This is a genomic window from Paracoccus onubensis (genome assembly GCF_003591515.1).
In the GTDB taxonomy this organism is placed as follows: domain Bacteria; phylum Pseudomonadota; class Alphaproteobacteria; order Rhodobacterales; family Rhodobacteraceae; genus Paracoccus; species Paracoccus onubensis.
Genome location: NZ_QZCG01000010.1, coordinates 129,194 through 149,886, shown reverse-complemented (window position 1 = coordinate 149,886; position 20,693 = coordinate 129,194). Strand labels below are relative to the sequence as shown.

22 protein-coding genes are annotated in these 20,693 nt (G+C 59.1%); 11 read left to right on the top strand and 11 right to left on the bottom strand.

Annotated elements, in window-relative coordinates:
* Positions 1-23 precede the first annotated feature (23 nt).
* The 11 genes from D3P04_RS15345 to D3P04_RS15295 form a co-directional block, all read right to left on the bottom strand.
* Positions 24-803 (bottom strand): succinate dehydrogenase iron-sulfur subunit, encoded by a 780-nt coding sequence (locus D3P04_RS15345; RefSeq protein ID WP_119750418.1) that lies wholly within the window; start codon positions 801-803, stop codon positions 24-26.
* Between the two features lie 12 nt (positions 804-815).
* On the bottom strand, positions 816-1,673 hold the full coding sequence (locus D3P04_RS15340; RefSeq protein ID WP_119750416.1) for a hypothetical protein: 858 nt from the start codon (positions 1,671-1,673) through the stop codon (positions 816-818).
* Between the two features lie 5 nt (positions 1,674-1,678).
* A complete protein-coding gene (locus D3P04_RS15335; protein ID WP_232845029.1) occupies positions 1,679-1,903 on the bottom strand; it encodes a hypothetical protein in 225 nt (74 codons plus the stop codon).
* A 98-nt stretch (positions 1,904-2,001) separates the two neighbouring features.
* A complete protein-coding gene (locus tag D3P04_RS15330; protein WP_182912891.1) occupies positions 2,002-2,367 on the bottom strand; it encodes a hypothetical protein in 366 nt (121 codons plus the stop codon).
* Entirely contained in the window at positions 2,367-4,169 is a 1,803-nt protein-coding gene (gene sdhA / locus D3P04_RS15325) for a succinate dehydrogenase flavoprotein subunit (protein WP_119750412.1), read from the bottom strand. Before sdhA ends, D3P04_RS15330 begins: the two co-directional genes overlap by 1 nt.
* Before the next feature lie 8 nt (positions 4,170-4,177).
* Positions 4,178-4,564 (bottom strand): succinate dehydrogenase, hydrophobic membrane anchor protein, encoded by a 387-nt coding sequence (locus D3P04_RS15320; protein WP_119750410.1) that lies wholly within the window; start codon positions 4,562-4,564, stop codon positions 4,178-4,180.
* An 11-nt stretch (positions 4,565-4,575) separates the two neighbouring features.
* Positions 4,576-4,965 (bottom strand): succinate dehydrogenase, cytochrome b556 subunit, encoded by a 390-nt coding sequence (gene sdhC, locus D3P04_RS15315; protein ID WP_119750408.1) that lies wholly within the window; start codon positions 4,963-4,965, stop codon positions 4,576-4,578.
* Positions 4,966-5,209: 244 nt separating this feature from the next.
* On the bottom strand, positions 5,210-6,244 hold the full coding sequence (locus D3P04_RS15310; RefSeq protein WP_119750406.1) for a MaoC family dehydratase: 1,035 nt from the start codon (positions 6,242-6,244) through the stop codon (positions 5,210-5,212).
* Positions 6,241-6,447, bottom strand: coding sequence for a DUF1737 domain-containing protein (locus D3P04_RS15305; RefSeq protein WP_119750404.1), 207 nt, complete (start codon positions 6,445-6,447; stop codon positions 6,241-6,243). Before D3P04_RS15305 ends, D3P04_RS15310 begins: the two co-directional genes overlap by 4 nt.
* 1 nt (position 6,448) lies before the next feature.
* Positions 6,449-6,997 (bottom strand): NnrU family protein, encoded by a 549-nt coding sequence (locus D3P04_RS15300; RefSeq protein WP_119750402.1) that lies wholly within the window; start codon positions 6,995-6,997, stop codon positions 6,449-6,451.
* 42 nt (positions 6,998-7,039) lie between these two features.
* Positions 7,040-7,894: an HpcH/HpaI aldolase/citrate lyase family protein gene (locus D3P04_RS15295; protein WP_119750555.1), complete on the bottom strand. Its 855-nt coding sequence runs from the start codon at positions 7,892-7,894 to the stop codon at positions 7,040-7,042.
* Between the two features lie 285 nt (positions 7,895-8,179).
* On the opposite strand from D3P04_RS15295, the gene mdh reads away from it, so the two are divergent.
* The 11 genes from mdh to D3P04_RS15240 all read left to right on the top strand — a co-directional run bounded on the left by mdh (position 8,180) and on the right by D3P04_RS15240 (position 20,597).
* Complete coding sequence (mdh, locus tag D3P04_RS15290) at positions 8,180-9,142, top strand: malate dehydrogenase (protein WP_119750400.1); 963 nt, start codon at positions 8,180-8,182, stop codon at positions 9,140-9,142.
* Between the two features lie 70 nt (positions 9,143-9,212).
* Complete coding sequence (locus D3P04_RS15285) at positions 9,213-10,391, top strand: hypothetical protein (RefSeq protein ID WP_119750399.1); 1,179 nt, start codon at positions 9,213-9,215, stop codon at positions 10,389-10,391.
* A 195-nt stretch (positions 10,392-10,586) separates the two neighbouring features.
* Entirely contained in the window at positions 10,587-11,780 is a 1,194-nt protein-coding gene (gene sucC, locus D3P04_RS15280; RefSeq protein ID WP_119750397.1) for an ADP-forming succinate--CoA ligase subunit beta, read from the top strand.
* Between the two features lie 82 nt (positions 11,781-11,862).
* On the top strand, positions 11,863-12,747 hold the full coding sequence (sucD, locus tag D3P04_RS15275) for a succinate--CoA ligase subunit alpha (RefSeq protein ID WP_119750396.1): 885 nt from the start codon (positions 11,863-11,865) through the stop codon (positions 12,745-12,747).
* A 77-nt stretch (positions 12,748-12,824) separates the two neighbouring features.
* Positions 12,825-13,229, top strand: coding sequence for a hypothetical protein (locus D3P04_RS15270; protein ID WP_147391948.1), 405 nt, complete (start codon positions 12,825-12,827; stop codon positions 13,227-13,229).
* Between the two features lie 31 nt (positions 13,230-13,260).
* Positions 13,261-16,227 carry a 2-oxoglutarate dehydrogenase E1 component gene (locus tag D3P04_RS15265; RefSeq protein ID WP_119750393.1) on the top strand — a complete coding sequence of 989 codons (2,967 nt, stop codon included), beginning with the start codon at positions 13,261-13,263 and terminating at the stop codon, positions 16,225-16,227.
* 4 nt (positions 16,228-16,231) lie between these two features.
* A complete protein-coding gene (odhB, locus tag D3P04_RS15260) occupies positions 16,232-17,770 on the top strand; it encodes a 2-oxoglutarate dehydrogenase complex dihydrolipoyllysine-residue succinyltransferase (protein ID WP_119750391.1) in 1,539 nt (512 codons plus the stop codon).
* Between the two features lie 48 nt (positions 17,771-17,818).
* Positions 17,819-18,289, top strand: coding sequence for an EVE domain-containing protein (locus D3P04_RS15255; protein WP_119750389.1), 471 nt, complete (start codon positions 17,819-17,821; stop codon positions 18,287-18,289).
* 4 nt (positions 18,290-18,293) lie between these two features.
* Positions 18,294-18,551 (top strand): hypothetical protein, encoded by a 258-nt coding sequence (locus tag D3P04_RS15250; protein ID WP_232845028.1) that lies wholly within the window; start codon positions 18,294-18,296, stop codon positions 18,549-18,551.
* A 173-nt stretch (positions 18,552-18,724) separates the two neighbouring features.
* Positions 18,725-20,119, top strand: a complete 1,395-nt coding sequence (gene lpdA / locus D3P04_RS15245; protein WP_119750385.1) for a dihydrolipoyl dehydrogenase — start codon at positions 18,725-18,727, stop codon at positions 20,117-20,119.
* Positions 20,112-20,597: a lytic transglycosylase domain-containing protein gene (locus tag D3P04_RS15240; RefSeq protein WP_119750383.1), complete on the top strand. Its 486-nt coding sequence runs from the start codon at positions 20,112-20,114 to the stop codon at positions 20,595-20,597. Before lpdA ends, D3P04_RS15240 begins: the two co-directional genes overlap by 8 nt.
* Positions 20,598-20,693 lie beyond the last annotated feature (96 nt).

The window sequence follows — 20,693 nt, the reverse complement described above, 5'->3', positions numbered from 1 at the left end:
CGAGGCGTTGGGAATGCCACCACTCAGATCATGCGATCGACCATCATATGCTTGATCGACGCGATGGCTTTGGCCGGGTTCAGCCCCTTGGGGCAGGTATTCGTGCAGTTCATGATCGTGTGGCAGCGATACAGCTTGAACGGATCCTCAAGCTCATCCAGCCGTTCGCCCGTTGCTTCATCGCGGGAATCGATGATCCAGCGATAGGCATGCAGCAAGGCGGCCGGCCCCAGATAGCGATCGCCATTCCACCAATAGCTCGGACATGCGGTCGAGCATGAGGCGCACAGGATGCATTCATACAGCCCATCCAGTTTCTTGCGATCTTCGATGGATTGTTTCCATTCTTTCCCCGGCGTGGGCGATTTGGTGATCAGATAGGGATTCACACTGGCATGCTGCGCATAGAAATGCGTGAGATCGGGGATCAGATCCTTGACCACCGGCATATGCGGCATCGGATAGATCGCGATATCGCCCTTGATTTCATCGATGCCATAGATGCAGGCAAGATGATTGCCGCCGCCGATCGTCATCGCGCAGGAACCGCAAATTCCTTCCCGGCAAGAGCGCCGGAAAGACAGGGTCGGATCGATCTCGTTCTTGATCTTGATCAGAGCGTCCAGCACCATCGGCCCGCATTTGTCCAGATCGACGAAATAGGTATCCAGTCGCGGATTCTCTCCGGTGTCGGGATCCCAGCGGTAAATCTGGAACTTCTTCACATTCGTTGCACCTTCGGGGCGGGGCCAGGTCTTGCCGACACGGATCTGGCTGTTCTTGGGCAGGGTGAACTGGACCATGGGTTGCTCCTTTCAAAGAGTGCCTTCGGACCGGTGGTCAGAATTGAACAGATGCTGCTCGTTCGCGATCAGGTTGATGACCTTCCGTCGAGCATGAGGATTTATATTCAGCATGTTGATATGCCGTATGAATTCAGTCGCGGATTCATTCAGGCGCGACATAGAGGGGGCATGCAAAGGTTGCAACGCATTCAACCTGTCATCGCTCAAGCCCGCATGGTGAAGCAATTGCAGGCCGAGACGAAGGGGATCGCTTTCATCCTCCAGCTTGAAGCGGGACAGGCAATCGGCACCAACTGACTCAATCAGCCTGACCGACAGATCTTTCCATCCGGGCAGATCAGCGGTTTCGGCCATGAATTCCTTCTCTGTCCGGGTATAGCCATCCGTCCGCACCGCCTGTGCCCAGACGCTTGGCTTCCAGGCTGACATGCGGCGTGTATAGTAAACGAAATCGACGTCGAATTCCGTGGCATGCTCTTTGACAATGGCGAGTATCGAGGGCAAGGCTGGAAAAAGCCGTGTTTCACCGCCATTTCCGGGCATCGCGCCGGCAAGATTTTCATGGCTGAGCAAGACCGGCCGGGAATCCGCGGGCAATGTCTCAAGCACATCATCCAGCGCAATCTTCAATGTCTGCCTGGAATCACTTGAATCGGGATGAAAGCTGAAATCAATTGCCGCACGGCCCAGCGGTCGCATCGGAGATCCCTCGGTGGGGGTGCGCACGATCAGATCGTTGGCGAGTAAATCTGCATTCTGCATCAGATACCGCTGAATCGATGTGCTGCCGGTTTTCTGAACGCCGCAATGCACGATCAGTCGGCGCTTGCCGGTGACTGGCCCTGTCGCTTTCCGTAGTTTTGTCATATTTCCTATCCGCGCCAACCCGGCTGATCGGCCAGTGATCGTGTCGGAAGTTGGCCAGATTTGCGCGATACACAACGGTTGAACACATCCGAAGGGTCACGGCCCATTATATAATCCGACGAAACCTCCAGCTCGACACGGCCAAGGGCACGGGTTCCCCCGCCTCCGCCGCCGATGGCGCCAATCGCAACTTCACCGCGTGGCCGGCTGGCAAGTTCGGCGGAACGCATGCAGCTTCTCTCTGCCTGTTCGACGGGAACGGGGCCGCATGCGGACAGCCCTGCGGCAAGCAGGAGCATCAATCCGCATGCGTGTCGCCCCGGTATCATCAGGCCGTTTGCGCCGCGCTCGAGATACATTGTGTGGTCTCGGGACGCGATACGATCGACGCAACGCTGTTTGCCGTTCCACCAGCCCCGGCACGCGAGGCCTGTGCAATATCGATCAACTCGGCGGTGGTCGCGTTATTGATGACGCAATCGGTATAGGGCGCCACATTAGCGCCGGGCAGGCGTTTCTCCATCTCGGAATTGATGACGTTACGCGCAATCTGCCGCGAGGCGGCATCAAGCGTGGTGGGCGTCGTCGGAGTTGCGGGGGAGGTCGGGGTGGTTCCAGGCATCGGAGTCGTTACCGCACAGCCAGCAAGGACAAGCGCAGCAACACCAATTCCGGTAAAAGACATGAAACGCATCAGTAAACCCTTTTCTTTGGAGCAATCTTTTTCAGGTTGATCCCGCCTTCCTCTTCCTTGGTCAAAGGCTCCAGATGGACGGGGCGATATGCTAGTTTAACCTTGTTTCCATCGACCCATGCAAGAGAATGCTTGCGCCAATTGGCGTCATCCCGCTCGGGATAATCCTCATGCGCATGGGCGCCACGGCTTTCCTTGCGCGCCTCGGCCCCGTGGATCGTGGCAAGCGCATTCGGCATCAGATTGGTCAGTTCAAGCGTTTCCATCAGATCCGTGTTCCAGATCAGGCCCCGGTCAGTGACATTCAGATCGTCGAGCTTGGCGGCGATTCCAGTCATCTTTTCAACGCCTTCGGCAAGCGTCTTGTCGGTGCGGAACACCGCGGCATCGGCCTGCATGGTCCGCTGCATCTCATCGCGCAGGGCGGCGGTCGGCACCGCGCCAGACGCGTTGCGGATCGCGTCAAAGCGGTCAAGCGCCCTGTCCGCCTGTTCGTCATTTGTCGCCGGGATTGCCGATTCCCGGTCGACCACCTGTCCGGCGCGGATCGCGGCGGCGCGGCCGAACACAACCAGATCGATCAGCGAGTTCGAGCCAAGCCGGTTCGCGCCATGCACCGAGGCGCATCCCGCTTCGCCCACCGCCATCAGGCCGGGGAAGATCGCATCCGGGTCGGATTCGGTCGGGTTCAGAACCTCGCCCCAGTAATTGGTGGGAACGCCCCCCATATTATAATGCACGGTCGGCAGAACCGGGATCGGCGCGCGGGTCAGATCGACACCGGCGAAAATCTTTGCCGATTCGCTGATGCCGGGCAGCCGTTCGGCCAGGGTTTCAGGTGGCAGATGCATCAGGTTCAGGAAGATATGATCTTTCTGGTCTCCAACGCCACGGCCCTCGCGAATCTCCAGCGTCATGCAACGGCTGACGACATCGCGCGATGCCAGATCCTTATAGGTGGGCGCGTAACGCTCCATGAAGCGCTCGCCCTCGCTATTGGTCAGGTAACCGCCCTCGCCCCTTGCGCCTTCGGTGATCAGGCAGCCCGAGCCATAGATGCCGGTCGGATGGAACTGTACGAACTCCATATCCTGCAAAGGCAGCCCGGCCCGTGCCACCATTCCGCCACCGTCGCCGGTGCAGGTATGCGCGGATGTCGCACTGAAATAGGCGCGGCCATACCCGCCCGTCGCCAGCACCACCATCTTGGCATTGAAAACATGGATCGTGCCATCATCCAGTTTCCAGCAGATCACGCCGGTGCAACGACCATCGGTGATGATCAGATCAAGCGCGAAATATTCGATGAAAAACTCGGCATTGTGTTTCAGCGACTGGCCGTAAAGCGTGTGCAGGATGGCGTGGCCGGTGCGATCGGCGGCGGCGCAGGTGCGCTGTACCGGAGGGCCTTCGCCGAATTCGGTCGTGTGACCACCAAAGGGGCGTTGATAGATCTTGCCTTCCTCGGTGCGCGAGAACGGCACGCCGTAATGGTCGAGTTCGTAAACCGCCTTCGGGGCTTCCCGCGCAAGATATTCCATCGCGTCGGTATCGCCCAGCCAGTCACTGCCCTTGACCGTGTCATACATATGCCACTGCCAGTTGTCCGGTCCCATATTGGACAATGAGGCGGCGATACCACCCTGCGCGGCAACCGTATGCGAGCGGGTCGGGAAAACCTTGGTCACACAGGCCGTGCGCAGCCCCTGTTCGGCCATGCCAAGCGTCGCGCGCAACCCGGCGCCACCCGCGCCAACCACGACCACGTCATATTCATGCGTCTGAGTTTCGTATGCAGCCATGATTTCCCTCAGTTCCCGATCGAGACAAGCGCCATCTTCGCAAGGGCAAAGATGGCCGCCGCGATGACGGCCCAGCCGAAGATCACGGAAAAGATGATCGCCGCCTTGCGCGCGGCATGCTGGAAATAATCGTCGATCATGATGCGGGTACCTTTTATGAAATGGACCATCCCCACCACGATGAACAGCGCCGTGATAATACCCGGCCACGGACGCCCGAAATGCGCGATCACTTCATCGCGCGGCAGGCCAAGTGCCGAACCGACGGTGATCAGGAACAGCGGGGTCAGGATAAGCAGCGCCCATGCACTGACTGTCATGGCCCAATGATCAGAGGTGCCGGAATGGGCCGATCCCAACCCCATGGCGGCCTTGCGGGGGGTGATGTAACGCATCCTCTCCCTCCTTAAATGAAGAAAATCAACAGGGTTAACAGAGTCAGCACGCCCGACCCGATGACAATCGCCCAAGACGCTTTCCGGGCCATGTCGAGTTCAAGCAGGTGACCCGCGTCATAGAACAGATGCCGGATACCGGCGAGCGTGTGATACCATAGCGCCCAGACCGACCCGAGCATGATCAGAAAGCCCAGCCAGGACGTCATGACCCAGTTCGCCACCGCAAAGGCGCCCTCTCCGCTGATGGCGGCGACCAGCCACCAGACCAGAAGCAGGATACCGGCAACCAATGCATGCCCGGTCACCCGCGTCAGAATCGAGGTCACCGCCATGATCGGCAGTCTGTAGACCTGAAGATGCGGAGATAGCGGCCTGTTACCTCGGTTCACATCGGCCATGATACGGGCCTCCTCTGTCGGTTCGAACTAGTCCCGCCGCAGGCGCTTGGCTGGCCGCTCGGGCTGGCAATTGGCAATGTGTCTGGCGTCTTTCTTGCCATCTGTCACCTGCATATGCCAGCCCTTGGTCCTAATTTTAACGGAATTTGCGCTTTGTGATCACGCATTGCCGTTGTGTGATCACAACATTGCTTCCCAAGTTATTCTGTCAGCATATCCATCGGATAGAAGCAAAGCCGGCGACTCAGCGCGGCATCAGGACCCAGTAATCCAGATCCAGCAGCACCTCGGGCAGATACTTCCCGTCTTCCCCCCTCAGGGCGAAACTGCCGCTGTCGCCCTTGGTCGCCACAAGCCGCAGCTGGACCGCACCGACGCCCGGTGCGGATGTTTCGGATTTGTCCAGAACCTCGGACCACGCACGAACCGTATCCCCCGCGAAACAGGGATTGGCATGGGCGCCCCCGTTCAACGCGATCACCATCTGCGCATTCGCCAACCCGTTGAAACTCAGCGTGCGCGCCATGCTGATCACATGGCCACCATAGATCAGCCTTTTGCCGTCCTCGCGATTGGTCGCGTCGAAATGAACCTTGGCCGTATTCTGCCACAGGCGGGTGGCCAGCATATGCTCGGCCTCTTCGATGGTCACACCATCGACATGATCGATCTTCTCGCCGATTTCATAATCAGCATATCTGTGATTTTCTCCGGCAAGATCAAAATCGTATCTGGTGAAATCCAACCCGTCCGGAACGACCAGACCGGCAGGCTCGACGGCGTTCGAAAGCTTTGGCACCACTGTCTCGGGGGCCGGTGCGGCAATGTCGCGCTTGCGCACCATCACCCAGCGGACATATTCCAGCACCGCCTCGCCCGATTGGTTCAGCCCGCGTGTGCGCACCCAGACCACGCCAGATTTGCCGTTCGAGTTCTGTTTCAGCCCGATCACCTCGGATTCCGAGCGGATCGTATCGCCTGGCCAGACGGGCCGCAGCCAGCGCCCCTCTGCATAACCCAGATTGGCGATGGCATTCAGACTGATATCCGGGACCGTCTTGCCGAAAACGATGTGAAAGGTGATCAGGTCGTCAAGCGGCGCAGCGGAAAGCCCGCAGATGCGTGCGAATTCATCCGAAGAGGCAAGCGCATGCCGCGCCGGATAAAGCGCATGATACAGCGCCCGCTCGCCGCCCGAGACCGTGCGCGGAACGGCATGGCGGATCACCTGACCAAGTTGGTAATCTTCGAAAAAACGGCCCGGATTTGTCTTTGTCATTGCTGTCCCAGTTTCATTTCGGGGTGATATTCGGCCTCGATTTCCTTGGTGACGGCCTGAGCGCAGCGCATCACGCCCCGCCCTGCATCGAAAGAGATCGAAGGGCTGCCATGCAATTGCCAGCCCCTGGCCAAAGCCGCACTGACCTTGTGGCAAAAAGCCGACGTATCGTCTTCGGTCAGCAAGCGGTAAATCCTGCTCATATCAACCTCCATAGGGCTGGGGTCCGATCCAGCCGTGAATGATCGCGACGACGGCCATCACGACGATCGCACCGATAACGGCCATGATTTCCTTGCGAACCGGAAAGGGGCCGGTATTGGGCACCCATGCCGAGGCGCGGTTGATGACCACGATTTCAGCAAGCGCCCAAAGCAGCAGCCCGCCGAACAGGATGAAAGACGGCAAATCACCATTCACGAGCAAATGCGCCGCCGCCCAAAGCGAGAATCCGACAAGTTGCGGGTGTCGTATATATGCGGTGACGCGTGTTTTCATGCCCGCTGCGGCAAACAGGTAGAAGGCGACCAGAACCATCAGGTTGTTGATCCCCACCAATGCCGCACTGCGGCCCCACCAATAGGGCCCGTCCGCAAGCTTGTAGCCCCAGACCATCAGGATCACCGACAGAAATAGCAGGCCGGCGATCAGCCCCCTGCCCCTTTTGCCCATGGCGGTTCGCTGTTCGGGGGCGAGGCGTCGGAACAGATGTGCGCCCCAGAATAGGGCCACGCCAAGAATCAGGATCAGCATCTGGCTTCCTTTCGCTGGATGTAAATCCCATTCACGTTGTCATCATCCCGCCATGGCTGCAATCGCCTCGGCGCGGTCAAGCGTCTTGCGGGCGGTTTCGACATGCAGGTTCTCGACGATCTTGCCATCAACGACGGCCACGGCCTTGCCTTCGGTCAAAGCCTGCTCGAATCCTTCGATCTGGCGGCGGGCAAGATCGATTTCCTCGGCTGTCGGGGCAAATGAATCATTTGCGATGGCCAGTTGGGCAGGATGGATCAAGGTCTTGCCGTCGAAACCCATATCGCGGCCCTGCTCGCATTCGAAGCGAAGCCCGTCTTCATCCTGAATGGCATTGAACACACCGTCCAGAATAATCCGATCATGTGCCTTCGCCGCCAGCAGGCAAAGCCCCAGCCCGGCCAGCATCGGCAAGCGGTCGGCGCGGAAACGGCTGCCGATTTCCTTCGCCAGATCATTGGTGCCCATGACCATCCCTTCCAGTCGCGGATGCGTCGCGATCTCGGAGGCGTTCAACATGCCCAGAGGCGTTTCCATCATCGCCCAAAGCGGCGTTTCGGGAATAATATCCGCCACCCGATCCAGATCTGCGGTTCCGTTGACCTTGGGAATCAGCACCGCATGGATCTTTCCCGCCAGCGGCCCGGCGCAAAGCCGCAGATCCTCGGATCCCCATTCCGTATCCAGCCCGTTAATGCGCAAAATCAGCAGGCGAGAACCGTAATCATTCGTCTCAAGCGCAGTGACCACCTGCTCTCTGGCAGCGATTTTCGCAGCAGGCGCGACGGCATCCTCAAGATCGAAGATGATCGCGTCAGCGGGCAATTGCTGCGCTTTCTCCATCGCCCGGGGATTCGCCGCAGGCATGTAAAGAACGGAACGGTAAGCACGAGCCATAAAATTCTCCGGGCAATTTTCTTGCGCGAAACTGCCCCGAGGCGTCACAAATGGCAAGAAATTTTTCGCTGCGATGCGGCATTGCCGGGCGGATACCCGCCGGAACAGCCGCAAGGCATGCCGGGATTCCGGAACAAACTCCTCATCTTAATCAAAAGTCAACATATCGATATTATCGCCCGGTAAAGGCAAGCCATCGCCGCATCGCGCTGTGTAAGGCTTGCGATTCGCTGCGGGAGGTTCTAACCACCCGGCAATATTCACCCACCATATCGGAGGTTAATCATGGCCCGACCCAAAATCGCACTTATCGGTGCGGGACAGATCGGCGGCACATTGGCACATCTGGCTGCCATGAAGGAACTGGGCGATGTCGTCCTGTTCGATATTGCCGAAGGGGCGCCCCAAGGCAAAGCGCTGGACATCGCGGAATCCGGCCCCGCCGAAGGATTTGATGCCAATCTGAAGGGCACCAATGACTATGCCGATATCGCCGGTGCGGATGTCTGCATCGTGACGGCAGGCGTTCCGCGCAAGCCGGGCATGAGCCGTGACGATCTTCTGGGTATCAACCTCAAGGTCATGAAAGCCGTGGGCGAAGGAATCAAGGCCCATGCCCCGGACGCTTTCGTCATCTGCATCACCAATCCGCTGGACGCGATGGTCTGGGCGCTGCGCCAATTCAGCGGCCTGCCTCACAATAAGGTCTGCGGTATGGCGGGCGTTCTGGACTCGGCGCGTTTCCGTCACTTCCTGTCGCTGGAATTCGGCGTCTCGATGCGCGATGTCAGTGCTTTCGTTCTGGGCGGTCATGGCGACACGATGGTTCCGCTTGCCCGTTACTCGACCGTTGCCGGCATCCCTCTGCCCGATCTGGTCAAGATGGGTTGGACCACGCAGGAAAAACTGGACGCCATCATTCAGCGGACCCGCGACGGCGGCGCCGAGATTGTCGGCCTGCTGAAAACCGGCAGCGCCTTCTATGCTCCCGCCACGGCAGGGATCGAGATGGCCGAGGCCTATCTGAAGGATCAGAAACGGGTTCTGCCTTGCGCGGCATATGTCGACGGCGCATTCGGGCTCAAGGGGCTTTATGTCGGCGTGCCGACCGTGATCGGCGCGAATGGCATCGAGAAAGTCATCGACATCAAGCTGGACAAGGACGAGCAGGTCATGTTCGACAAATCTGTCGATGCGGTCAAAGGCCTGGTTGACGCCTGCAAGGGTATCGACAGCTCGCTGGCATAACGCCCGGCCTTGCGCAATTCGGAACGGCACGCCACGATCGGCGTGCCGTTTTCATTTACGAGATCATGTCATGCGCCGCATCCTTGCCGTATTATTGCTATCTGCCATGCCCGCCTTTGCGGATGATACGACGACCAGCGGCCTGATCGCCGAACAAGGTCTGGCGGCCGCCATGGAGGAACTTGAATCCACACCTGCATCGGCGGATCGGAACATGGCGCTTGCCGCGGTACGATTTCTGGCGGGGATCGAAAAAGCCTATCAGGAACGCTGGCGGATCGGTGCGACCTCTCCGATCTTCCCTGCTCCGGTGTTGGGCACGGAGTTGGAGCCACCGAACCCGTCGCCCGAACCGATGCAGCCGGATTTCCTGAACCGGATTGCGGATGAGATCGTCAACGCGATGCGCTCGACCCGCGACGTACTCCCGGAGGAAGAGGGCGCCCTTGTCCTTCGCCTGCCGGATTTATGGTTCGATGTCGACGGGAGTGGCGATCGCGGCCCGTCCGAAGGTCTGCTTGAACTCGTGATGATCCCCATGCCCGAGGGTGTCGACGGCGAGGTTCGCTTCGATGCGGCGGATAGCGAATGGCTGCGTGCTTATACACATCTGATCGAAGCTGTATGCACCCTGCTGCTGGCATTCGATCCCGAGCCGGCACTGGGACAGAATATCGAACTGGCCGAGGCATTGCATCAGCAGTTCTCGACGCCCTCGGGCGATGGAGCCGGTGAGTACATGCCGACCGACGCCATGGAGCTTGGCCCGATCGTGGACATGGTCGCTGTGGCGATTCACACCCTGCGCAATCAGCCCGACAAGGCGAAAATCAGGGAAGCGCAACAACATCTTGTCCAGATGATTGAAGCCAACCGGAATTTCTGGGCCAAGGCCGCCGAAGAGACCGATAATTCCCGCGAATGGATCCCGAATGACAATCAGCAGGCCGCGCTTGGTTTTGATATTCCCAAGGGCGCCGGTCAGGCATGGCTGGCGGTGCTGGACGATGCCGAGCTGGTGCTGCGGGGTGAAAGGCTCATCCCGTTCTGGCGGTTTGCGCCCGGTTACGGGATCGATCTGCAAAGGTGGATTGACGATCCGAAACCGGTGGATCTGGTTTCCTGGATTCAGGGCAGCGCCGCCCTGCCCTATACGCGCTCGGGCCAGATGGTGGATCGCGGATCCTGGGAAGATTTCACGGAAATGTTCAGCGGGCGCGCCGGGCTGTACATGGTTCTTTTCAACTGATTGCCCCGCCGGCTCGAACCGCGGGCCTGCTGGTAAGATGCATCTTCGAAATTTGTGATCACACGCATTCAACCGGTGATCACAAAAGCGATGATATATGCAGTTTTACCCATTTTTCCCAGAAAAACGGTTCATCCGGCAGGAAAGCTGTGCCAAGACTCGCGGCAACTCTGCTGAACCGACAAGGGGGTCGCAATGAATATACATGAATATCAGGCCAAGGCGTTGCTGCGCCAATACGGCGCGCCGGTTAGTGACGGCCGCGTGGTCGTGAAGGCGGACGAAGCGAAATCCGCGGCGGGGGAACTGGATGGCCCCCTTTGGGTCGTGAAAGCACAGATCCATGCGGGTGGCCGCGGCAAAGGCAGCTTCAAAGAGGCGGAGGCCGGCGAAAAAGGCGGCGTCCGTCTTGCGAAATCGGTTACCGAGGCCGAAGAACTGACCCGCCAGATGCTGGGCCGCACCCTGGTCACGCATCAGACCGGCCCAGCGGGAAAGCAGGTCAACCGTATCTATATCGAAGATGGTTCTGATATCGAACGTGAATTGTATCTTGCTTTGCTGGTCGATCGCGGCACTTCGCGCATCAGCTTCGTCGCCTCGACCGAAGGCGGCATGGATATCGAGGAAGTGGCGGTCAAGACCCCGGAAAAGATCGTCAGTTTCAGCGTGGATCCTGCATCGGGCCTGTCGGATTTCCATGGCCGCCGCGTGGCCTTCGCCCTTGGCCTGAAAGGCGCACAGGTCAAGCAATGCGTCGCGTTGATCCGCAATCTCTATCGCATGTTCATCGAAAAGGACATGGAGATGCTTGAGATCAATCCGCTGATCGTCACGACCGACGGCAATCTGAAATGCCTTGACGCCAAGATGGGTTTTGACAACAACGCCCTGTATCGCCAATCCGATATTCTGGCCCTGCGCGACGAGACCGAGGAAGACCCCAAGGAACTCGCCGCTTCGAAATTTGACCTGAACTATATCGCCCTTGATGGCGAGATTGGGTGCATGGTGAATGGCGCAGGTCTGGCCATGGCGACGATGGATATCATCAAGCTTTACGGGGCCGAGCCTGCAAATTTCCTTGATGTTGGCGGCGGCGCAACCAAGGAGAAGGTGACCGAAGCTTTCAAGATCATCACCTCGGATCCGAACGTCAAAGGCATTCTGGTGAATATCTTCGGCGGCATCATGCGTTGCGACATCATCGCCGAAGGTATCGTGGCTGCGGTGAAAGAGGTCGGGTTGCAGGTTCCGCTGGTCGTGCGGCTGGAGGGAACGAATGTCGACAAGGGCAAGCAGATCATCAGCGAAAGCGGGCTGAATGTCACCTCTGCAGATGATCTGAAGGATGGAGCTGAAAAGATCGTGAAGGCGGTGAAGGGATAGAAACCGGTGCGTCGCAATACGCCACCTTACCCATGACACCCAAAAACGATCTCGCAGTAACCTTGAATCGCAGGAGCCAAACATGGCCATTCTCGTAGACAAGAACACCAAAGTCATCTGCCAGGGCCTGACCGGCTCGCAGGGGACATTCCATACCGAACAGGCGATTGCCTATGGCACCCGGATGGTCGGCGGCGTGACACCCGGCAAGGGTGGAACCGAACATCTGGACCTGCCCGTTTTCAATTCGGTGCATGAAGCCGTTGCCGAGACCGGGGCGAATGCTTCCGCGATCTATGTCCCCCCGCCCTTTGCCGCCGACTCGATCCTTGAGGCGATCGACGCGGAAGTCCCGCTGATCGTGGCCATCACCGAGGGCATTCCCGTTCTGGATATGCTGCGGGTCAAGCGCGCGCTTCAAGGCAGTAAATCCCTTCTGATCGGCCCGAACTGCCCCGGCATCATGACGCCCGATGAATGCAAGATCGGCATCATGCCCGGTAATATCTTCAAACGGGGCTCGGTCGGGGTCGTATCCCGTTCCGGCACCCTGACCTATGAGGCCGTCAAGCAAACCTCTGATGTCGGTCTGGGTCAGTCGAGCGCCGTGGGAATCGGCGGTGACCCGATCAAGGGGCTGGAGCATATCGACGTGCTGGCCATGTTCCTTGACGATCCCGAAACCGAGTCGATCATCATGATCGGCGAAATCGGTGGTTCTGCCGAGGAAGAAGCCGCCGAGTTTCTGGCCGATCAGAAGAAGAAGGGTAAATGGAAGCCGGTCGCCGGTTTCATTGCCGGACGTACTGCGCCTCCGGGGCGCCGCATGGGCCATGCCGGCGCCATCGTTTCGGGCGGCAAAGGCGATGCCGAATCCAAGATCGAAGCCATGAAGAAGGCCGGCGTCGTGGTTGCCGACAGTCCGGCAGGACTGGGCGAGGCGGTGCTGAAGGCCATTGGACGCTAACGCGTTGATGAATTGACAGCCCCTTCCCTCGACTTAAGTATGGGGGACGGGGCGTAAGTACCGCGCGAGGGGACGACGTGGAAGAACAGGATGCAAATGCCCAGCCAATCAGTTCCGCCGCAATGCGGGCTGGAAGCTGCTCCTGTTCCATCGCGCCGCTGTCATTCGCCACGGTACTGGCGCTATCCGCTTGTGGCGCCGGCAAATCGGAAGAGCTGATTCTTCCGGGCGGCATCCCAGCCAGAACCAATCTGCACGAGGCAAGCACCCTGCCCCCGGAATCCGTCCGAACCGTCGCCCGCCGGGATTATGGCTGGCGGCTGATTTACCATCCCGCCCGCGCGCCTGCCTCTGCCGGCCAGGCTGCTGCGCGGGCGCTTTGCGATCTGGAAAGCCGTTCGGTCCAGCGGATCGAGAATATTCCCCGCATCGACCCCTATGCCGATTACGGCGCCGCAATCATCGATATCTACTGTGTCTGAAACCCTCCCAGCCCTGAACCGGGGATAAGCCATGACCGATCAGCCCAAAAACTCAGATTTTCACGATTCCTCGTTTCTTCAGGGCCATAACGCGGCCTATATGGAACAGCTTTACGGCCAGTGGGCCAGGGATCCCGCAGCGGTGGATCAAGCCTGGGGCGCTTTCTTTCAGGCGCTTGGCGACCCGCAGGACGACGCCCTGCGCGAGGCAAAGGGCGCGTCCTGGGCGCGGACGGATTGGCCCCCTGCCGCCGCGGATGAGAATATCTCGGCTCTGACCGGCGAATGGCCCGAGGCGAGCAAGCCCGAAGCCGATGCGGCCGCAAAGAAGATCGCCCAGAAAGCCGCCGAGAAGGGCATCGATCTTTCGGCCGCGCAAATGCGGCAAGCGGTGCTGGATTCCATCCGCGCGCTCATGCTGATCCGCGCCTATCGGATTCGCGGCCATCTGCATGCCGATCTGGATCCTTTGGGCCTGCGCGACATTCCCGATCATGGTGAATTGAAAGCGGCGACCTATGGTTTCGGTCCCGCCGATCTTGACCGGCCGATCTTCATCGACAACGTGCTGGGCCTTGAAGTCGCATCGATCCGCCAGATCGCCGAGCTGATGAAACGCACCTATTGCGGAACATTCGCACTGCAATACATGCATATTTCCGACCCGGAGGAAGCCGCCTGGCTGAAAGAGCGGATCGAGGGCTACGGCAAGGAAATCCAGTTCACAAAGGTCGGCCGCCGCGCCATCCTGAACAAGCTTGTCGAGGCCGAAGGTTTCGAGAAATTCCTTCATGTCAAATATATGGGCACCAAGCGCTTCGGTCTGGATGGCGGTGAAACGCTTATCCCGGCGATGGAACAGATCATCAAACGCGGCGGTGCGCTTGGCGTGAAAGAGATCGTGATCGGCATGCCTCACCGTGGCCGCCTGTCGGTGCTGGCCAATGTGCTAAGCAAACCGTTCCGTGCGATCTTCCACGAATTTCAGGGCGGCAGCTTCAAACCCGAGGCGGTGGACGGTTCGGGCGATGTGAAATACCATCTAGGCGCCTCCGCGGATCGTGAATTCGATGGCAACAAGGTGCACCTGTCGCTGACGGCCAATCCCAGCCATCTGGAAGCGGTGAACCCGGTTGTTCTGGGCAAGGCTCGGGCGAAAAGCGATCAACTTTCGGACGGGCCAGACCGGACGGCGGTTCTGCCGATCCTGCTGCATGGCGATGCGGCATTCGCAGGTCAGGGCGTGGTCGCGGAATGCCTGCAACTTTCGGGCATTCGCGGACACAAGACCGGTGGCACCATGCATATCGTGGTGAACAACCAGATCGGCTTCACGACCGCTCCGCATTTCAGCCGCACATCGCCCTATCCCACCGATATCGCGATGATGGTCGAAGCGCCGATCTTCCATGTGAATGGCGACGATCCCGAAGCCGTGGTTCATGCCGCGCGCGTGGCGACCGAGTTCCGGCAGAAGTTCCACAAGGACGTGGTAATCGACATCATCTGCTATCGCCGCTTTGGCCATAACGAGGGCGATGAGCCCATGTTCACCAACCCGGCCATGTATACCAAGATCAAGTCTCACAAGACGACCTTGCAGCTTTATACCGAGCGGCTGGTGGCTGACGGGTTGATCCCCGAAGGCGAAATCGACGATATGAAGGCCACCTTCCAGGCTCATTTGAACGAAGAGTTCGAAATCGGCAAGAATTACAAGCCGAACAAGGCCGACTGGCTGGACGGCAAATGGTCCGGCATGGAGCGGGAGGGGGCCGAGTATGTCCCCGGCCAGACAGGTATCGCACCCGAGCTGATGACCCGGATCGGCAAGGCACTGACCACGATCCCCGACAAGATAAACCTGCACAAGACCGTCGGCAGGCTGCTGGAATCCAAGAAGAAGATGTTCGCAACCGGCGAGGGTTTCGATTGGGCGACCGGCGAGGCACTGGCATTCGGTTCACTGCTGACCGAAGGGCATGCCGTGCGGCTGTCGGGTCAGGACAGTTCGCGGGGAACGTTCAGCCAGCGTCATTCGGCCATCATCGACCAAACGGCCGAAGAGCGTTACTACCCGCTGAACCATATCGAGAAAGGTCAGGCCAGTTACGAAGTCATCGACTCGATGTTGTCGGAATATGCGGTTCTGGGCTTTGAATATGGTTATTCGCTGGCCGAACCGAATGCGTTGGTCCTGTGGGAAGCGCAGTTCGGCGATTTTGCCAACGGTGCGCAGATCATGTTCGACCAGTTCATTTCATCGGGCGAGAAGAAATGGCTGCGGATGTCCGGCCTTGTGATGCTGTTGCCGCATGGTTTCGAAGGTCAGGGCCCCGAGCACAGCTCTGCCCGGCTTGAGCGTTTTCTGCAAATGTGCGCCGAAGACAACTGGATCGTCGCCAATTGCACGACCCCGGCCAATTACTTCCACATCCTGCGCCGCCAGATCCATCGCGATTTCCGGAAGCCGCTGGTGCTGATGACGCCAAAATCGCTGCTGCGCCATCCGCTGGCGATCAGCAAGGCCGAGGAGTTCCAGACCGGCTCGACCTTCCACCGTGTTCTCTGGGACGACGCGGAACGCGGCAATTCTCCGACCTCACTTGCTGCGGATGACAAGATCCGCCGCGTCGTCCTTTGCTCGGGCAAGGTCTATTACGATCTGCTCAAGGCACGGGACGAGGCGGGGATTACGGATGTCTACCTGCTGCGGCTTGAACAGTTCTATCCTTTCCCCGCGCAGGCGGTGGTCAAGGAACTGGGTCGTTTCAAACAGGCCGAGATGGTCTGGTGTCAGGAAGAGCCCAAGAACCAGGGCGGCTGGTCCTTCATCGAGCCTTACATCGAATGGGTGCTTGAGCGTCTGGGAGCCAAGCACAACCGTGCCCGTTACGTCGGACGCAATGCAGCCGCCTCGCCCGCAACCGGGCTTGCCTCGCGCCACAAAGCTGAACAAGAAGCGCTGGTGAACGAAGCGCTCAATATCGAAGGATAATCCGATGACCACCGAAGTTCGCGTCCCCGCATTGGGAGAATCCGTCACCGAGGCAACCATCGCCACCTGGTTCAAGAAGCCCGGCGACACCGTCGCGGTCGATGAAATGCTGTGCGAATTGGAAACCGACAAGGTGACGGTCGAGGTGCCAAGCCCTGCCGCAGGTGTTCTGTCGGAAATCGTCGCGGCAGAGGGTACGACCGTCAGCCCCGACGCCTTGCTGGCGCAGATCACCGAAGGGGCAGCCGGTGATTCTCCGAAAGCCGATGCGCCCAAGCCGCAGGCGGCAAAGGCCGATACGGCAAAAACCGATACCGACGCGCCGGATGCAACACCTGCCGGAGGCGGTGCCGCAATCGATGTCATGGTGCCCGCACTGGGCGAAAGCGTCAGCGAGGCCACCGTCGCCACCTGGTTCAAACAGGTCGGCGACAGTGTCGCGGCGGATGAAATGCTGTGCGAGCTCGAAACCGACAAGGTTTCGGTCGAAGTTCCCGCCCCCTCTGCCGGCGTTCTGGCCGAGATCCTCGCACCCGAAGGGACAGTTGTCGACGCAAAGGCCAAGCTGGCGGTGATTACCGAAGGTGCAGGCGGTGCGGTCAAGCCCGGCGCCGCCCCAGCCCCTGCCCCTGCAGACGCAACCAGCACCGGCGGCACGGCTGACTCGGGCAAGGATGTCGAAGATGCTCCGGCGGCCAAAAAGGCGATGGCCGAAAAGGGCATCAGCCGGGATCAGGTTCAGGGTTCGGGTCGTGATGGCCGGGTCATGAAACAGGATGTCGCGGGTGCATCCACCGCTGCCGCAGCAGCGGCTCCGGCAGCAGCACGTCCGGCACAGGACGCCGCCCGCGAGGAACGGGTCAAGATGACCCGTCTGCGCCAGACGATCGCGCGCCGCCTGAAAGACGCGCAGAATACCGCCGCGATGCTGACCACCTATAACGAAGCCGATATGTCCGGCATCATGCAGCTTCGCAACGAATACAAGGAAGCGTTCGAAAAGAAGCACAAGGTCAAACTGGGCTTCATGTCCTTTTTCACCAAGGCCTGCTGCCACGCACTTAAGGAAGTGCCCGAAGTCAACGCCGAGATCGACGGCACCGAGGTGGTGTACAAGAATTACGTCAATATGGGCGTGGCGGTTGGCACACCGTCGGGGCTGGTGGTTCCTGTCCTGCGCGACGCCGACCAGAAAAGCTTTGCCGAGATCGAGAAGGAAATCGGCGCGTTGGGCGTCAAAGCCCGCGATGGCAAGCTGTCCATGGCCGAGATGCAGGGCGGCACCTTCACGATCTCGAACGGCGGTGTTTATGGTTCGCTGATGTCCTCGCCCATCCTGAATCCGCCGCAATCGGGTATTTTGGGAATGCACAAGATTCAGGAGCGTCCAATGGTTGTCGGCGGCGAGATCGTGATCCGCCCGATGATGTATCTCGCGCTGTCCTATGACCACCGGATCGTTGACGGCAAGGGTGCGGTAACCTTCCTTGTCCGGGTCAAGGAAGCATTGGAGGATCCGCGCAGACTGCTGATGGATCTCTAGAACGCGAAAGGACCGGGGCGGGATAGCCGTCCCGGCGCAGAGGTTTTCATGACGGAAACGACGACAGACGCCACCCCAAAACAGGCCGCACTGGTTCAACCCGAACAGATTCGGAACTGGATCGGCGTTGTCAGTCGTGACGATGTCCGTCAGGGCGTCAGCGGCGGTTTTGTCATGATGGAACAGGGTAAGCTGGGGCCCCTCCTGCGTTTCAATCCCGGCGATTGGCTGATTTTCTATTCACCGCGTGCCACCTTGTCCGACAGAAAACCGCTCAAGAAATTCACTGCAATCGGCCGCGTCGCCGATGCCGAGCCCTATCAGGTTCCGATGGAGACCGGAAAAACGGCTTTTCGTCGTGATATCGACTGGATGAAAGCCAAGGACGTCCAGATCTCCGATCTCAGCGAAAAACTGGATTTCATGCGGGGAAACTGGGGAATGCTGACACGGCGAGGTCTGTTCGAGATTACGGATGCGGACCGACATGTCATCCGCGTTGCCATGACAGGAGAATGACATCATGCAATTGCTTGCGCATTACCGGATCAGTTCCGGTTACGACAGGTTCAAGTCCGCGTTCGATGCGGATGCAGAGGATCGCGGGCATAACAGCCTCTCGGTGCTGCAATTATGGCGGGAAGACGACTCGAATATATGGGCTTTATACGACGTCGCCGATGCCGCGGCGGCGCGTGCCTATCTGAACGGCGCTGCAGATGTGTTCAACAGTCAGGCAGGCGTCATGGCCACGGATTTCCACTTTGTCGAGACGGCGTAAACGAATATTTGCGGCATATGCCAGCCGGTCGCCGAAGCCACCAATTGCCGAGCGCGCGATCATTCGGATGTGCGGCGACCCGGCCGATGATAGTGAAGGCACCGGATTGATGCGGTGCCCCGAATTTATACGGTCAGGGACCCGCCCGACCCGAATGATAAAAGGAGTGTGCCATGTCCACCTATGATCTGATCGTAATCGGTGCCGGTCCCGGCGGTTATGTCTGCGCGATTCGCGCCGCTCAACTGGGACTCAAGGTCGCCTGTGTCGAGGGGCGTGAGGCACTTGGCGGCACCTGCCTGAATGTTGGCTGCATTCCTTCGAAAGCGTTGCTGCATGCAAGCCATATGCTGCATGAGAGTCATGAGAATTTCGACAAGATGGGCCTTACCGGCTCCAGGATCAAAGTCGACTGGGCGAAGATGCAGGGCTACAAATCCGAGACGGTCAGCACCAATACCAAGGGGATCGAATTCCTGTTCAAGAAGAACAAGATCGACTGGCTGAAGGGCTGGGCCAGCATCGAGTCGGCTGGCCGCGTCAAGGTCGGAGATACGGTGCATGACGCGAAGAATATCGTCATTGCGACCGGCTCCAGCCCCGCGCCTCTGAAAGGGGTCGAGGTCGATAACGATGCAGGGCTTATCGTCGATTCGACCGGCGCCTTGTCGCTCCCCAAGATCCCGAAATCCATGGTGGTGATCGGCGCTGGCGTGATCGGGCTTGAGCTTGGCTCGGTCTATGCCCGGCTTGGCGCCGAGGTGACGGTGGTCGAATATCTCGATGTCATCACACCCGGTATGGATGGCGAAGTGCAGAAGCAATTCCAGAAAATCCTGTCCAAACAGGGGCTCAAATTCATCCTCGGCGCTGCGGTCAAAGGGGCCGAAGCAGTCAAGGGCAAGACCCGGCTCACCTATGCGTTGAAAAAGGACGACAGCGAACATGCACTGGAGGCCGATTGCGTCCTTGTCGCCACCGGCCGCCGCCCGCATATCGAAGGGCTGGGACTGGACAATCTGGGTGTCGAGTTGACCGATCGCGGTTTCGTCAAGATCGATGAGCATTGGACAACCAATGTCAAAGGCATCTATGCCATTGGCGATTGCGTTCCCGGCCCGATGCTGGCCCATAAGGCCGAGGATGAGGGCATGGCGGTCGCTGAAATCATCGCGGGCAAACATGGTCATGTGAATTACGACGTCATCCCCGGCGTAATCTACACCACGCCCGAAGTGGCCAATGTCGGCCTGACCGAGGAAGCGGCGAAGGAAACCGGGCGCAAGATCAAGATCGGCAAATTCCCCTTCATGGGCAATGCCCGGGCCAAGGCGATGATGCAGCCCGAAGGTTTCGTGAAGCTGATCGCGGATGCCGAAACCGATCGCATTCTGGGTTGCCATATCATCGGCCCGAATGCCGGAGAGATGATTCACGAAATCTGCGTTGCCATGGAATTCGGCGCCTCGGCGGAAGATATCGCATTGACCTGCCATGCCCATCCGACAACCTCCGAAGCGGTTCGCGAAGCCGCTCTGGCCTGTGGTGACGGAGCAATTCATGTCTGATGCGCCCTATCGGCGCATAGGCCGGCGTGGCGTGATCCTTGCCGGTCTCGCATTGGCGGGTTGTGGAGGCAATGCGAGGCGCAAAACCGAAACGCGCGATCATTCGGGGCTTTACCCCAATGAAACGCCCTATCTCCGCTCGCGCATCAATTATTGGGCGGCGCATTACCGGGTGCCTCCGTCACTGGTTCACCGCGTCATCATCCGCGAATCCCGGCATCGCCCCGAAGCCCGCAACGGCCCCTATTACGGGCTAATGCAGATCCTGCCCCAAACGGCACGCACGATGGGTTATCGCGGCCCGGCCAGTGGGCTTCTCGATGCCGATACCAATCTGAAATATGCGGTAAAATACCTGCGCGGCGCCTATCTGGTCGCCAATGGCAATCACGACAAGGCCGTCATGTGGTATGCGCGCGGCTATTATTACGAGGCCAAGCGCAAGGGACTTCTGGAAGAAACCGGTTTGCGCAGCTGAAGCGCAGCTTCTTCACGAAACAACCTCGGGGCTGAAAATTGCGCCGAAAATGCAAGAGGGGGCGCGAGCGCCCCCTTATTTCGTGCCGTCAGGCAT